The sequence below is a fragment of the Streptomyces sp. NPDC059909 genome (assembly GCF_042730885.1).
In the GTDB taxonomy this organism is placed as follows: domain Bacteria; phylum Actinomycetota; class Actinomycetes; order Streptomycetales; family Streptomycetaceae; genus Streptomyces.
This window is the reverse complement of the sequence record NZ_JBHWKX010000004.1, coordinates 109,363-122,966: the sequence shown is the minus strand read 5'-3', so window position 1 is coordinate 122,966 and position 13,604 is coordinate 109,363. Positions and strand designations below refer to the sequence as shown.

The following is a 13,604-nucleotide window of genomic DNA, read 5'->3' as shown; positions in this document are numbered from 1 at the left end:
TTTCGTGACGGCCCGCCGGTCGTGTCGGTGGGCCGTCACGCGACTGGTGCTGCCACACGGCGAAACACACCCCGTCGAATCCGAACTCAGAACGCCAACAAGGTGGTCATCGATGTCCATAGACCCCGCGGGCGCCTGCCCGCCCGTCCGGCCGCGCCGTTCCTTCGGACGGCGGAGAATGTCCCTACTGGCCCTGTCGGCGGGCCTGAGCACCGCCGTGCTGGTCGGCTGCGGTTCGACGCATCAGAGCGGGGAACCCGCCGCGCCGATATCGGGGCAGAAGATGGTGAGCCTGCTCGAGAGCCTGCTCCCCCAGGGGACGTCCTCGGCGCAGAAGGGGCGTGGGCTGACTGACAAGCCCGGGCCGCCGCCCTCCGCCGAGCTGCTCTTCACCGAGGGAGGGAAGGCGGCGAAGGTGACGCTGAACCTCAACACGCTCCCCGTTCCCGAGCCGTTCACACAGTGCCCCGACCCTGCGTTCCATCCGCACAGCCGGTGCACGCGGACCCAGCTGCCCGGTGGAGCGAGGCTGGTCCTGGACCAGTCGCCGCAGGACGAGGCCAAGCCGTCCGAAGGCAAGATCCTCACCGCGTTGCTGACCTACAAGGACGGCAGGCAGGTCTACGTGACCGCAGCCGGCAACCTCGGCGGGAAGGATGCGTCCAAGACCGCGTCCAATGTCCCGGCCCTTCCGCTGACCCTCGCACAGCTCGGGACCATCGCCCGGTCCGCCGTCTGGGAGCCCGTTCTCTCTGCCATGCCGACGCCCCAGGGTGACACCAAGAAGGATGCCGGCGCAGGACTGACGGCACAGCAGATCGCCCACGGAGTGAAGGGACTCCTGCCGGCGAAGCTGCGCGTGGTCCGGGAGGGCGGTTCGGACGGCTTCGGGCATGTCACGGTCGACGACGGCCACGGCGAGAGCCTGGTGACGGTGAACGTCCAGCGCTGGAAGCCCGACGATCCCGCCATGGCGGAACTCTTCGGGAAGGCCGCTCCCCTGCCCGACGGCACCCGCGTCAGCGTGCGGAAGGAGCCCGCTCGCCGCGGGGGCCCGGGTGCGGTCGAGTGGACCGTCGACACCTTCCGCAAGGACGGTCTGCGGGTGGCGATCACGGCGGTCAACGCGGGTGCCTACCAGCTGCCGGCGTCACGCAGCGAACCTGCTCTGAGCATCGAGCAGCTCAAGCGGATCGCCCTCGACAGGACGTGGCAGGCGCGCGCCTGACCGCGGGTCCGGGTATCCCTGTACGGAACGAAGGTCCCGGCCCCGCCGGGACCTTCCGCCGTTGTGACACCGGGCATCCCGACAGCGTCGCGATGTCGAAGCGCCGTCAGCACGACAGCCGCGCCGTCGATCCCCGTACCACCAGCTCCGGCTGGAAGACGTACTCCGTGCTCGGCACGGGATTGCCGCGGATCTCCTCCACCAGCGCGCCGACCGCAGCCGACGCCATGGCTTGTACGGGCTGACGCACCGTCGTCAGCGGCGGGTCGGTGAAGGCGATCAGCGGTGAGTCGTCGTAGCCGACGACCGACACGTCGCCGGGTACCTCGAGCCCGCGCTCCCTGGCCGCGCGGATGACGCCGAGCGCCATCATGTCGCTGCCGCAGACGATGCCGGTGCAGCCCGCGTCGATGAGCTCCGCGGCTGCCGCGTGCCCGCCCTCGACGCTGAACAGGGTATGTCGCACATACTGCTCGGCGCCCGGTCCCGCAGCCTCCAGGAAGCCCTCCGTCTTGCGCCGCGACGGGACGTACCGCACGGGCCCCACCGCCAGGCCGATCAGCTCGTGCCCGAGGTCGGCGAGGTGCCGGACGGCCATGGCCGCGGCCATGCGGTCGTCGGGTGAGACGAAGGGCGCGGCCACGCGCTCGTTGTAGCCGTTGATGAGGACGAACGGAACGCCCCGGGCCGCGAGTTCGACATAGCGCGCCGGGTCGGCGGAGGTGTCGGCGTGCAGCCCGGAGAGGAAGACGATGCCGTCGACGCCTCTCTCCTCGAGCTGCTCGACGAGCTCGTCCTCGGTCGCCCCGCCCGGCTGTTTGGCGCACAGCAGGGGCGTGTAGCCGTGGCCGGCCAGGGTCTGCTCGACGACCTGCGCGAACGCCGGGAAGATCGGGTTGGTGAGCTCCGGCACCACCAGCCCGATCAGCCCGGCGCTGCGCCGCCGCAGCCGTACGGGACGCTCGTAGCCGAGGACGTCGAGGGCGGCGAGCACCCGCGTGCGGGTCGCCGCGGAGACGCCGGGCTTCGCGTTGAGCACGCGGCTGACCGTGGCCTCGCTGACGCCCGACTGGGCGGCGATGTCGGCAAGCCGAGGGGCGGCCGTTCCTGCGCCGCCCCTAGCGCCTCGCGTCCGGATCATGCCGAGCTCGCGTGCCCTGGCCTCGGGATCGTCACACCGTCCACCACACCGTGGTGTCGGCGGGCAGGACGACGGTGTCGTCGTCCGTGACCGCGACGGGCACGCTGGCCAGCAGGAGCGTGCCGGGAACGGGGAGGCGTACCGGCTCGCCCGTGGTGTTGGTGGTGCAGACGAATCCGTCGCGGGCGAGGGCGAGTACGCCATAGGGCGCTTCCAGCCAGGTCACCGCGTCCCCGGCGCCCAGACCCGGGTGCTCACGGCGCACCGCGAGAGCCGCCCGGTACAGCTCCAGCGTCGAGCCGGGAACCCCGGTCTGCGCCTCCACGCTCAGCTCGGCCCAATCCGCCGGCTGCGGAAGCCAGCTGCCGCCGCTGCCGAACCCGTACGAGGAACCCTCCCGCGTCCACGGGATCGGCACCCGGCACCCGTCCCGGAAACCGTCCTGCCCCTCCGCACGGAAGAACGACGGATCCTGACGCACCTCGTCGGGGAGGTCCGTGACATCCGGAAGGCCGAGCTCCTCGCCCTGATAGACGTATGCCGACCCGGGCAGCGCCAGCATCAGCAGCGTCGCCGCACGCGCCCGCCGCAGACCGAGTTCACGGTCGCCCTGCTCGCGCAGCTGCGTGCCGAGCCCGGCGGGGTTGGCGAAGCGCGTGGCGTGCCGGGTGACGTCGTGGTTGGACAGCACCCAGGTGGTGGGGGCGCCGACGGGGCGCATGGCGGCCAGGGAGCCGTCGATGACCTCGCGCAGCTCCTTCGCCTCCCAGTTGGTGGTCAGGTACTGGAAGTTGAAGGCCTGGTGCATCTCGTCGGGGCGTACGTACATGGCCGTGCGCTCGACGGTCGGGGTCCAGGCCTCGGCGACGAGGATCCGCTCGCCCTCGTACTCGTCGAGGATGCGCCGCCAGGAGCGGTAGATCTCGTGCACCCCGTCCTGGTCGAAGAACGGCATGACGTCGTTGCCGAGCAGCTTGAGCTGGTCGCCGGAGCCGATGTCGGGCAGGCCCGCCGCCTTGACGAGGCCGTGCGCGACGTCGACGCGGAATCCGTCGGCGCCGAGGTCGAGCCAGAAGCGCAGGATCGAGCGGAACTCGTCCTGGACTGCCGGGTGCTCCCAGTTGAAGTCGGGCTGCTCGGGCGCGAAGAGGTGCAGGTACCACTCGCCGTCCTCGACTCGGGTCCAGGCGGGCCCGCCGAAGATGGACTCCCAGTCGTTGGGCGGGAGTTCGCCGTGCTCGCCCTTGCCGGGGCGGAAGTGGAAGCGCTCGCGCAGCCGGGAGCCGGGACCCTCGCGCAGGGCCTGCCGGAACCAGTCGTGGCGGTCGGAGCAGTGGTTGGGCACGATGTCGACGATGACCCGCAGGCCGAGGCCGTGGGCGCTGCGGATCAGCGCGTCGGCGTCGTGGAGGGTGCCGAACATCGGGTCGATGGCCCGGTAGTCGGCGACGTCGTAACCGGCGTCGGCCTGCGGGGATGCGTAGAACGGGCTGAGCCAGACCGCGTCGACGCCGAGCTCCTTGAGGTACGGGAGCCGGCTGCGTATGCCCGCGAGATCGCCCATACCGTCGCCGTTGCCGTCGGCGAAGCTGCGCGGATAGACCTGGTAGATCACCGCGTCCCGCCACCAGCCGGTGCGCGTGCCACTGGTCGGGTGGGTGGGGGCGGCGAGGTGCTGGGTCATTTCATCCCTGGGTGTCATCGGATGCGGAAGTTACGTGGAGGGGAGCGGGCTCAGCCCTTGACGGCACCGGCCGATACGCCGGTCACCAGATGCCGCTGAGCGAAGAGGAACACGATCGCGGCGGGGATGGCGATGAGCACGGAGGCCGCGGTCATCGGCCCCCACTGGGCGCCGTACTGGTTGACGAACTTCTGGAGTCCGCCCGCCAGCGTGAGGTTCTCGTCGCCGACCATGAAGGCGGACGCGTAGGCGACCTCGCCCCAGGCGGTGATGAAGGAGTAGAACGCGGTCACCGCGATGCCCGGCTTGGCGAGCGGCAGGATGAGCCGCCAGAAGGTGCCGAACGGGGTGAGTCCGTCGACCTGCCCGGACTCGTCGATCTCCCGCGGAATGGTGTCGAAGAAGCCCTTCATCATCCAGGCGCAGAACGGCACGGCGATGGTGAGGTACGTGATGACCAGACCGGCCGGCTCGTTGAGCAGGCCCAGGCCCGCCATGATGTTGTAGATCGGCACGATCAGGACCGCGACCGGGAACATCTGGGTGATGAGCAGGGTCCACATCAGCCCGCGCTTTCCGGGGAAGCGGAAGCGGCTGACGGCGTAGCCGGTGGTGGCGGCGACGAAGACGCCGAGGACCGTGGTGAGGCCCGCGACGAGCAGCGAGTTGCCGAACCAGGTGAGGAACGGGGTGTCGCCGAGCAGGTTGGTGTAGTTCTCGAACGTCGTCTCTTTGAAGAAGTCGGTCGTGGTCGCGTACGACGCCGGCTTGATCGAGGTCAGGAAGACCCAGAGCACCGGGAAGACGGCGATCACGGACGCGACGAGCAGCGTGAGATGCAGGGCGGCCGAGGCGAGCGGCGAGCGGCGGCCGCGCAGGGGAGCGTTGGCCGGGACGTTGGTCGTGGTCACCAGGTTTCTCCCTGCTTGCGGAGGACGCGCTGGTAGACAGCGGCGAAGACCATCAGGAGGACGAGGATCAGCACGCCCCAGGTGGAGGACTGCGCGAAGTCGCGCGGGCTGATCTCGAACGAGAACTTGTAGGCCTGGGTCACCAGGATCTGGGTGGCCTCGCCGGGACCGCCGCGCGTGAGCAGGAAGATCACCGGGAACATGTTGAAGGTCCAGATGGTGCTCAGCAGGATGACGGTGGTGGACACCGACCTGAGGCCCGGCATGGTGATGTGGCGGAACCGCTGCCAGGCGTTCGCGCCGTCCATCTCGGCGGCCTCGTACAGCTCGCCGGGGATGGACTGCAGACCGCCGAGCAGGGCGACCATCATGAACGGGACGCCGAGCCATACGTTGACGGCGATCACCGAGAACTTGGCCCACGTGGGGTCGTTCAGCCACGGCACGGCGTCGATGCCGCCGCCCCCGAGGATCTTGTTGAGCAGCCCGTTGTCCTCGTTGTAGAGGAAGCGCCAGGCGAAGACGGAGACGAAGCCCGGCACGGCCCAGGGCAGGACCAGCATCATCCGGTAGACCGACCGGCCGGCGATCCTGCGGTTGAGGATGTTGGCGAGGGCGAGGCCCAGGCCGAACGTGACGGTCACGCAGGAGACCGTCCACACCAGCGTCCACCCGAGGGTGCCGAGGAACTGGCTGCCGGTGAGCGCGTCGGCGTAGTTGTCGAGGCCGACGAATTCGTACGTCGCCGGGAGGTGGTTGACCCCGATCGACCTCTCGACGTTCCGCTCGTTGGCGTTCGTCAGCGACAGATAGATGCCGCGGACGAGCGGATAGCCGATGATCACCCCGATCACGATCACCACAGGGGCGACCATGGTCCAGGCGTACCAGTGGGTGGAAAGGGCGCGCCGGAGCGGGCCCCGTGCGGAGTCGCGGCGATGGCCGCGGGCCCTGGTGGGCTCCGCGGCCTTCGCCACCGACCGGCCGCTGGTGTGGACAGCCATCAGTCGGTCTCTTCCCTTACTTCCAGTCCTTGAGGAGCTTGCGGTAGGCGTCGCCCGCCGCCGAGGCTCCCTTCTCCGGGGTGGTCTGGCCGGTGAGGACCTTGGTGTACTCGGTGACGAGCGGGGCGAAGAGGCTGCCGCCCTCGGGGATCCAGGGGCGCTCGACGGCCTTGTCGACGGCCGGCTTGAAGAAGCCGACGATCTCGTTCGCCGCGATCTGCGGGTTGGAGTAGACCGAGGTGCGGGTCGGGAGCAGGTTGAGCTCCTTGGCGACCTGGGTCTGGGCCTCGACGGAGCTCATGTACTCGACGAAGGCGTAGGAGGCGTCGAGGTTCTTGGAGCCCGCGTAGACGGCGAGGTTGTGGCCGCCCTGCGGGGCGCCCTGGCCGGCGGAACCGGCGGGCACGGGGGCGACGCCGAGGTTGGCCTTGTCCTTGAACTCCTTGCCGGCGAAGGTGTCGGCGACGGCCCACGGGCCGTTGATCATCATGGCGACCTTGCCGTCCTTGAAGGCCGACTGCATGTTGTTCCAGCCGTCGGTGGCGTCGGTCTTGGCGGCACCGGAGTCGACCAGGTCCTTGACGACCTTCAGGGCCTTGACGCCGGCCGGGTTGTCGACGGTGATCTGCTTCTTCTCGGCGTCGACCAGGTCGCCGCCCTCGCCGTAGAGGAAGGACAGGAACCAGTAGGCGTCGTCACCGCGGAGGTACATACCGGTCTTGCCGGTCTTGTCCTTGATGGTCTTGGCGACGGTCTTCAGCTCGGCGATGGTGCTCGGGACCTCGACACCGGCGTCCTTGAAGATCTTCTTGTTGTAGAAGATGCCCATGGTGTCGATGACCTGCGGGACGGCGTAGGTCTTGCCGTTGTACTTCGTGGAGGCGGCGGCCTGCCCCAGGAAGTCCTTCTCGTCCTTCAGGGCGGCGGTGCCGTCGAGCGGGGCGAGGTAGCCGAGGTCGGCGAACTCGGGGGTCCAGGCGACCTCGGAGCGGATGACGTCGGGGGCGCCGGAGCCGGACTGGGCGGCGTTCTTGAACTTGTTCTGCGCCTCACCGAAGGGGACGTTCACGTACTTGATCTTGACGTCCGGGTGCTTCTTGGTGAAACCCTCGGCGAGCTTCTTGAAGACCTTGTCCTCGCTGCCGACGGTCGACGTGTCCCACCAGGTGACCGTGCCCGACAGCTTCCCGCCCGCGCTGCCCTTCGCGCCCTCGGTGTCGTCGCCGCCGCACGCGGTCGCCGTGAGCGCCAGGCTCGCGACCAGAGCGGTGGCCGCTATGCCACGTCGCATGTGAACTCCTTCGATGGGGCCGCTCCATCACGGCGCCGATTCGTCGAGGAACGTAACAAGGTTGAAAGGAGTCCGAAAGACCTTGCGAGAGATTTCTGCAAGGGACGGGGATCGTTACATCCACGTGTCCTCACGGTTGCCGACACGAACCTTGCCAACCAAGGAGTCATGCGCTCCAGCACGCCTCGGGGCGCTGCTCAGGGGGCTGCTCAGGCGGTGCAGGCCCGCTACGGGCGGCCCGTGCGGGTGTCGACTGTGATCCGCGCAACTGCTTCCGCAAGAGATTGCAGCGCTGTTACCTTCGACATAGGTCGGCGTTGAACCGGTAGATCCGGATCATCCCGAATCAGGCATCCGCAGGCATGCGCCGGCACCGCCGCCGGCAGCGAAGGATCCGAAGGGGACCCTCCATGACGCAGGAGCTCAGCACGACCACCGCGCCGCAGCCCGCCAGGGAGGCGTCGGAACAGGCGCGGGACTGGTGGCGTGACGCCGTCATCTACCAGGTGTACGTCCGCTCCTTCGCCGACAGCGACGGCGACGGCGTCGGTGATCTGCGCGGCATCCGCGACCGGCTCCCGTATCTCGCCGCCCTCGGTGTGGACGCGGTCTGGCTGACCCCCTTCTATGCGTCCCCGCAGGCCGACGGCGGTTACGACGTGTCGGACTACCGGGCCGTCGACCCCCTCTTCGGTGAGCTGTCCGATGCGGACGACCTCGTCCGCGAGGCCCACCGCCTGGGTCTGCGGGTGATCGTCGACATCGTCCCGAACCACACCTCCGACCAGCACGCCTGGTTCCGCGCGGCGCTCGCCGGCGGCCCTGAGCGGGCGTACTACCACTTCCGGCCGGGCAAGGGAGAGCACGGCGAGCTGCCGCCGAACGACTGGGAGTCGGTCTTCGGCGGCCCGGCGTGGACCCGTGTCGCGGACGGCGAGTGGTACCTGCACCTCTTCGCACCCGAGCAGCCCGACCTCGACTGGGACCAGCCCGCCGTGAGCGAGGAGTTCGCCTCGGTCCTGCGCTTCTGGCTCGACCTGGGCGTCGACGGCTTCCGTATCGACGTGGCCCACGGCATGGTCAAGGCGGACGGCCTGCCCGACATCGGGCTGCGCGAGCAGGCCAAGATGATCGGCGCGCAGGTGCTGCCGTTCTTCGACCAGGACGGGGTGCACGAGATCCACCGCGGCTGGCGCCGGCTGCTGGACTCGTACGAGGGCGAGCGCATCGGTGTCGCGGAGGCCTGGGCGCCGACGCCGGAGCGGCTCGCCCTGTACGTACGGCCGGACGAGATGCACCAGGCGTTCAACTTCCAGTTCCTGCGGTGCCCCTGGGACCCGGCGCGCATGCGGGAGGTCATCGACGCGTCGCTGGAGGCAACGGCGTCGGTGGGTGCGCCCACGACCTGGGTGCTGTCCAACCACGACGTCGTCCGCCACCCGACCCGCTACGGCGACGGCCCCGTCGGTGTGCGGCGGGCGCGTGCGGCGACGTTGCTGATGCTGGCGTTGCCGGGTTCCGCGTATGTGTATCAGGGGGAGGAGCTGGGTCTGCCGGATGTGACGGATCTTCCGGACGAGGTGCGTCAGGATCCGTCGTTCTTCCGTGCGGAGGGGCAGGACGGTTTCCGGGACGGGTGCCGGGTGCCGATCCCGTGGACGCGGGAGGGTTCCTCGTACGGGTTCGGCAGCGGCGGCAGCTGGCTTCCGCAGCCGCGGGTGTGGGGTGAGCTGAGCGTGGAGGCGCAGACCGGGGTTCCCGGCTCGACGCTGGAGCTGTACCGGGCGGCTCTCGCGGTGCGCCGTGAGCACCCGGGTCTGGGCGCCGGGGACGCGGTGACCTGGCTGGACGCGCCCGAGGGCGTACTCGCCCTCGCCCGCGACGGATTCATCTGCACGACGAACACGCGCGACACGGAAGTGGAACTGCCCGTACCGGGCAGCGTGCTCCTGTCGTCGGCGACACCCGAGTTCACCGGCGGTACGGTTCGCCTTCCCGCCGACTCCAGCACCTGGTGGGCAATCTGACATGCGACCGGTACAGTCCAATCCCATGACCGCACGGCTTGCCGACATCGCAGCCCAGGCGGGGGTCAGCGAAGCCACGGTCAGCCGAGTGCTCAACGGCAAGCCCGGCGTGGCCGCGACCACCCGCGAATCGGTGCTCGCCGCACTCGACGTCCTGGGCTATGAACGCCCCGTCCGGCTGCGCAGGCGCAGTGCCGGACTTGTCGGACTCATCACGCCTGAACTGGAAAATCCGATATTCCCGGCCCTGGCCCAGGTCATCGGACAGGCGCTGACCCGCCAGGGCTACACCCCCGTGCTCGCCACCCAGACCCCCGGCGGCTCCACCGAGGACGAGCTCACCGAAATGCTCGTGGACCGCGGGGTGTCCGGCATCATCTTCGTCTCCGGACTGCACGCCGACACGAGCGCCGACATGCAGCGCTACGAGAAGCTGCGCGCCCAGGGCGTCCCCTTCGTCCTCGTCGACGGCTTCTCGCCGCAGGTGCAGGCCCCGTTCATCTCGCCCGACGACCGGGCGGCGATGCGGCTCGCGGTGACGCATCTCGTCTCCCTCGGCCACACCCGGATCGGCCTGGCGCTCGGACCGAAGCGATTCGTCCCGGTCCTCCGGAAAATAGAGGGTTTCGTCAAGGCGGTCCATGAACAGCTCGGCCTGACGGACGAGGAGATCGAGGCGGAGCTCATCCAGCACTCCCTCTACACCCTGGAGGGCGGACAGGCCGCGGCGTCCGCGCTGATGGACCGCGGATGTACGGCGATCGTCTGCGCGAGCGACATGATGGCGCTCGGCGCGATCCGGGCGGCACGGCAGCGCGGACTCGAAGTGCCGGACGACATCTCGGTCGTCGGCTTCGACGACTCCCCTCTCATCGCCTTCACCGACCCGCCGCTGACGACGATCCGCAAGCCGGTGCCGGCGATGGGCCAGGCGGCGGTCCGGACACTGCTGGAGGAGATCGGCGGGACGCCCGCACCCCACAGCGAGTTCGTTTTCATGCCGGAGTTGGTCGTACGTGGTTCAACGGCTTCCGGTCCCGGGGTTGCACCTAGTTCCTAGGTAGTACTCAGGACGTACCGCATGCGGTCGGAACCAGCCCGGGGGATGATCGGACGAGAGTTGTCTATCTGGCAGACTCTCTCCCTATGGGTGAATCGACCGTGAAGACTTTGGTAGGCCGGACGGCCCCTCCGTCACCCATGGTGAGCGAGGAGAGTCCGGAGCCGAAGCGCGGACGGCTGCGCGGACCGCGGACTCCGCGCCGGCCCCGGATCTGGTTCGAGATCCTGCTCATCGCGGTCAGTTACTGGACCTACTCCCTCATCCGCAACGCGGTGCCGGAGCAGAAGGTCCAGGCCCTGCGCAACGCCGACTGGATCTGGGACGCCGAGAACGCGCTCGGCATCGCGGTCGAACAGACGGTCAACCACGCCGTGAACTCGGTGACATGGCTCGTCGTGACGATGAACTACTACTACGCCACGCTGCACTTCCTGGTGACCATCGGCGTGCTCGTCTGGCTCTACCGCCGTCATCCGGGCCGCTATGCGGCGGCGCGCTCCGTCATCTTCGCGACGACGGGTGTCGCGCTCGTCGGGTACTACCTGTACCCGCTGGCCCCGCCGCGCCTGATGAACGGCCAGAACTTCATCGACACCGTGCTCGTGCACCACACCTGGGGCTCGATGGCCTCGGGCAATCTGAAGAACATGTCGAACCAGTACGCGGCGATGCCGTCGATGCACATCGGCTGGTCGCTGTGGTGCGGGCTCATCATCGTCGCGCTGGCGTCGGCGCCGTGGGCAAAGGTCCTCGGCGTGCTGTACCCGACCCTCACACTCATAGTCATCGTCGCCACGGCCAACCACTTCTGGCTCGACGCGGTGGGCGGCCTGATGTGCCTCGCGTTCGGGTACGGCGTGTCGTACGTGCTGTACGGGGCGATGCCGCACCGCTTGCCGAGGCATGTCGCGATGCCGGCGACCGTTGCGGTGACGGAGCTGAACGCGGCGCGGCAGTGACATGACGCCTGGGAGACGCCGGGGCATGCGCCGTCACAATGCGTAACACGGTTGTGGGCATACGCTCCGCCGCGACGGGACGCGACGAGACGGGGGGCACAACCCCCCGGTACCCGGCACCGTTACGGCACCAGCCGCCCCGGGGGCGGTCAGGAAGCCCGATGCACGACATGCCCGCCCATCATCGTGAGGCGGATCGGCGCATCCGTGACCTCGTCCACGGGCGCCTCCACCGGATCCACCCCGAACGCGGTGACGTCGGCCCGGAAGCCGACGGCCACGCGGCCCGCCACCGTCTGCTCACCCGCCGCCACCGCCGCATGCGATGTGCAGCCCTCCAGCGCCATCAGCCCGGTCAGCCCGCGCCCGAGTGACGCCGAGCCGTGCGGAGCGCGGCCCATCGCCGGCACCTGACGGGCGTCGTGGTGCGCGATCGGCCAGTCCGAGCCGAGTGCCGGCCACTCGCCCGCGTCACGCAGATCGCGGCAGCGCCACGCCCGCAGCGCCCGCTCGTCGCCCAGCCGCTGCGACCACTCGTCGCTGTGGTCGGCGCGCGTGTACGCGGTGTGCGGTGGGCCTGCTGCTGGGCGCCGGTTTCGTGCTCCAGGACGTCATGCCCGTGATCACCGCCCTGGAGAACCTGGTCCTGGGCTCGGCGCTGGACCTCGCGGCGCCGGAGACGATGTGGGAGCTCCCGGACGAGACGACCACCCCGCAACTCGCCGCCGTGCTCACTGCGGTGGCCTCACCCGGCCGGGCGGACACGGCGTTCGAACTGGCGCCGGCGGGGTGCATCGGGCACTTCCGGGAGCTGCCGGCGGGCTGAAACGCTTGGCCCCGCCGGCACCCTGCCCTGCCGGTCATGGCCCACGGGCCAGGGCCTAGGCTGCGGGGCGTGACGACCCCAACGACTTCCTGTTCCTGCTGCGGGGAAACCCTCGCGGACGAGCGGCGCATCGACGTCCGTTTCAACCTGCCGGACGCGGCGCTCACCGCACCGGACGAGGCCCGGCACAGCCTGGGACCCTCCCACCTGCTCCGCGTGGACGGCGTCGGCTCGTTCGTCCGCTGCCTGCTCCCTGTCCGGCTGACCGGCGACACCGAACTGGTCATGAGTGCCTGGCTGGAGGTCGACGACACCGCCCTGCGGCACGCCCACGCCGTATGGGAGGACCCCGCCTACGCGGGTCTGACCCTGCGGGGCACGCTGGCCAACGCGATTCGGCCGTGGGGCGACGAGTTGTTGGGCGCACCCGTCACGGCCGAGGTCAGGAACCCGGAGGAGCTGCCGTACGTCGTCGCCGGCCACGACCCGCTGGCCGGCCGCCTCCTGGCGGACACCTGGGACCGCGACGACGTCCTCAGCCGCTTCGCGCACCCGCTGCCCGTCGCCATACGCCTCGAGCTGGACGACCACTGGTCCGTCGAGCGCAGCGCCGGTATGGCGGCCCGGTTCGCCGACGGCGCGGACCAGTTCGCCGGGCCGGCACGCAGCGTGGCCGTCACCGTGTTCGAGGACGACACCCCGGGCCGCACCCCCGACGACTTCCTGGCGGCCCTTCTCGCCGGCTCCCCCGACGCCCCGCCCGCACAGCGCCTCACCGAACGCCTGCCGCACGGCGTGCGCCACGCCTTCTGGCTCACCCCGCGCGACCACGGCCGGGAGCGGCACGAGTTCTACGCGTTCACGGTGCCCTCCGGCGGGACTGCCGCCGGCTTGTTCTGCAGTCACGAGGCGGCGGAGGACCTCCCCTGGGCCCAGCACGTCTGGCGGTCCCTGCAGTGGAGCGGAGCATGAGCGCGCGACCCGCCGTCACCGGGCGCGGCGAGTGGGACGCGCTGGTCGTCAGGACCGACTACAGCGACGAGCAGGCATGGCGGGACGTTGCGGCAGCGTTGACGGAGCCCTGGGGTGACGGAGCGTTCGAGTCGAGCATCCATTTCATCGACGGCCCGGCCTGGGCGGATGCGACCGTCGACGACGTGCTGGTGGCGGTCTCCGGCGACGAGGATCTGAGCGTCGTCTTCCTCGCGGACGGGACGACCATGCGGGACCAGCGGCACCCGCTGCTCGCGGTCACCACGCTCACGCGGGAGGACTGCGGGGACGACGAGGACTACGAGCAGCTGACCGAGTTCGGCCGCGAGTTCCGCACGGTCCCGGGGGGAGTCCCCGACATCCACGCCAACCTGAGCATCGCCAACCTGGGCTTCGAGGACTACGCAGCGGCCGCGCACCAGGACCCCGAAAGGATCCTGCGGGCCCTCTGAGTCCGAGTCGAGAAGCGGCCCGGCC

General features: G+C 69.8%; 11 protein-coding genes and 2 pseudogenes. 7 read left to right on the top strand and 6 right to left on the bottom strand.

Features of this window, described 5'->3' with window-relative positions; genetic code table 11:
- Nucleotides 1-112 precede the first annotated feature (112 nt).
- Nucleotides 113-1,228 carry a hypothetical protein gene (locus tag ACFV9O_RS05790; RefSeq protein WP_385412771.1) on the top strand — a complete coding sequence of 372 codons (1,116 nt, stop codon included), beginning with the start codon at nt 113-115 and terminating at the stop codon, nt 1,226-1,228.
- A 106-nt stretch (nt 1,229-1,334) separates the two neighbouring features.
- Here ACFV9O_RS05790 and ACFV9O_RS05785 read toward each other — a convergent pair whose 3' ends face one another.
- Genes ACFV9O_RS05785 through ACFV9O_RS05765 form a run of 5 tightly spaced genes read right to left on the bottom strand, consistent with a single transcriptional unit; the run spans nt 1,335 to nt 7,259 of the window.
- Nucleotides 1,335-2,369 (bottom strand): LacI family DNA-binding transcriptional regulator, encoded by a 1,035-nt coding sequence (locus ACFV9O_RS05785; protein WP_385412768.1) that lies wholly within the window; start codon nt 2,367-2,369, stop codon nt 1,335-1,337.
- A gap of 31 nt (nt 2,370-2,400) precedes the next feature.
- Nucleotides 2,401-4,053, bottom strand: a complete 1,653-nt coding sequence (locus ACFV9O_RS05780; RefSeq protein WP_385412765.1) for an alpha-amylase family glycosyl hydrolase — start codon at nt 4,051-4,053, stop codon at nt 2,401-2,403.
- Nucleotides 4,054-4,103: 50 nt separating this feature from the next.
- The gene (locus ACFV9O_RS05775) at nt 4,104-4,964 is read right to left on the bottom strand and encodes a sugar ABC transporter permease (protein ID WP_385412762.1); all 861 of its coding nucleotides are present in this window, start codon (nt 4,962-4,964) and stop codon (nt 4,104-4,106) included.
- Nucleotides 4,961-5,968, bottom strand: coding sequence for a carbohydrate ABC transporter permease (locus ACFV9O_RS05770; protein WP_385412759.1), 1,008 nt, complete (start codon nt 5,966-5,968; stop codon nt 4,961-4,963). Before ACFV9O_RS05770 ends, ACFV9O_RS05775 begins: the two co-directional genes overlap by 4 nt.
- Before the next feature lie 16 nt (nt 5,969-5,984).
- Nucleotides 5,985-7,259 (bottom strand): extracellular solute-binding protein, encoded by a 1,275-nt coding sequence (locus tag ACFV9O_RS05765; RefSeq protein WP_385412758.1) that lies wholly within the window; start codon nt 7,257-7,259, stop codon nt 5,985-5,987.
- A 410-nt stretch (nt 7,260-7,669) separates the two neighbouring features.
- Between ACFV9O_RS05765 and ACFV9O_RS05760 the strand changes: the two genes are divergently transcribed.
- From ACFV9O_RS05760 to ACFV9O_RS05750, 3 genes are all read left to right on the top strand, one after another.
- Complete coding sequence (locus tag ACFV9O_RS05760; protein WP_385412756.1) at nt 7,670-9,286, top strand: glycoside hydrolase family 13 protein; 1,617 nt, start codon at nt 7,670-7,672, stop codon at nt 9,284-9,286.
- Nucleotides 9,287-9,311: 25 nt separating this feature from the next.
- Nucleotides 9,312-10,346, top strand: a complete 1,035-nt coding sequence (locus tag ACFV9O_RS05755) for a LacI family DNA-binding transcriptional regulator (RefSeq protein WP_385412754.1) — start codon at nt 9,312-9,314, stop codon at nt 10,344-10,346.
- 86 nt (nt 10,347-10,432) lie between these two features.
- Nucleotides 10,433-11,308, top strand: a complete 876-nt coding sequence (locus ACFV9O_RS05750) for a phosphatase PAP2 family protein (RefSeq protein ID WP_385412751.1) — start codon at nt 10,433-10,435, stop codon at nt 11,306-11,308.
- A 149-nt stretch (nt 11,309-11,457) separates the two neighbouring features.
- Here ACFV9O_RS05750 and ACFV9O_RS05745 read toward each other — a convergent pair.
- A pseudogene (locus ACFV9O_RS05745) lies at nt 11,458-11,883 on the bottom strand (amidohydrolase family protein); the annotation flags it as partial.
- Between ACFV9O_RS05745 and ACFV9O_RS05740 the strand changes: the two are divergent.
- The 3 genes and pseudogenes from ACFV9O_RS05740 to ACFV9O_RS05730 form a co-directional block, all read left to right on the top strand.
- Nucleotides 11,877-12,134 (top strand): annotated as a pseudogene (locus ACFV9O_RS05740) (TetR/AcrR family transcriptional regulator); the annotation flags it as partial. The pseudogenes ACFV9O_RS05745 and ACFV9O_RS05740 sit on opposite strands and share 7 nt — an antisense overlap.
- A gap of 69 nt (nt 12,135-12,203) precedes the next feature.
- Nucleotides 12,204-13,106 carry a DUF2199 domain-containing protein gene (locus tag ACFV9O_RS05735; RefSeq protein ID WP_385412749.1) on the top strand — a complete coding sequence of 301 codons (903 nt, stop codon included), beginning with the start codon at nt 12,204-12,206 and terminating at the stop codon, nt 13,104-13,106.
- On the top strand, nt 13,103-13,579 hold the full coding sequence (locus tag ACFV9O_RS05730) for a DUF6924 domain-containing protein (protein WP_385412748.1): 477 nt from the start codon (nt 13,103-13,105) through the stop codon (nt 13,577-13,579). The genes ACFV9O_RS05735 and ACFV9O_RS05730 overlap by 4 nt, the downstream gene beginning before the upstream one ends.
- The last annotated feature ends 25 nt before the right edge of the window (nt 13,580-13,604 follow it).

Coding starts and splice junctions, on each gene's coding strand:
- ACFV9O_RS05790 (WP_385412771.1), top strand. CDS start 113: ATGTCCATAGACCCCGCGGGCGCCTGCCCGCCCGTCCGGCCGCGCCGT.
- ACFV9O_RS05785 (WP_385412768.1), bottom strand. CDS start 2,369: ATGATCCGGACGCGAGGCGCTAGGGGCGGCGCAGGAACGGCCGCCCCT.
- ACFV9O_RS05780 (WP_385412765.1), bottom strand. CDS start 4,053: ATGACCCAGCACCTCGCCGCCCCCACCCACCCGACCAGTGGCACGCGC.
- ACFV9O_RS05770 (WP_385412759.1), bottom strand. CDS start 5,968: ATGGCTGTCCACACCAGCGGCCGGTCGGTGGCGAAGGCCGCGGAGCCC.
- ACFV9O_RS05765 (WP_385412758.1), bottom strand. CDS start 7,259: ATGCGACGTGGCATAGCGGCCACCGCTCTGGTCGCGAGCCTGGCGCTC.
- ACFV9O_RS05760 (WP_385412756.1), top strand. CDS start 7,670: ATGACGCAGGAGCTCAGCACGACCACCGCGCCGCAGCCCGCCAGGGAG.
- ACFV9O_RS05755 (WP_385412754.1), top strand. CDS start 9,312: ATGACCGCACGGCTTGCCGACATCGCAGCCCAGGCGGGGGTCAGCGAA.
- ACFV9O_RS05750 (WP_385412751.1), top strand. CDS start 10,433: ATGGGTGAATCGACCGTGAAGACTTTGGTAGGCCGGACGGCCCCTCCG.
- ACFV9O_RS05730 (WP_385412748.1), top strand. CDS start 13,103: ATGAGCGCGCGACCCGCCGTCACCGGGCGCGGCGAGTGGGACGCGCTG.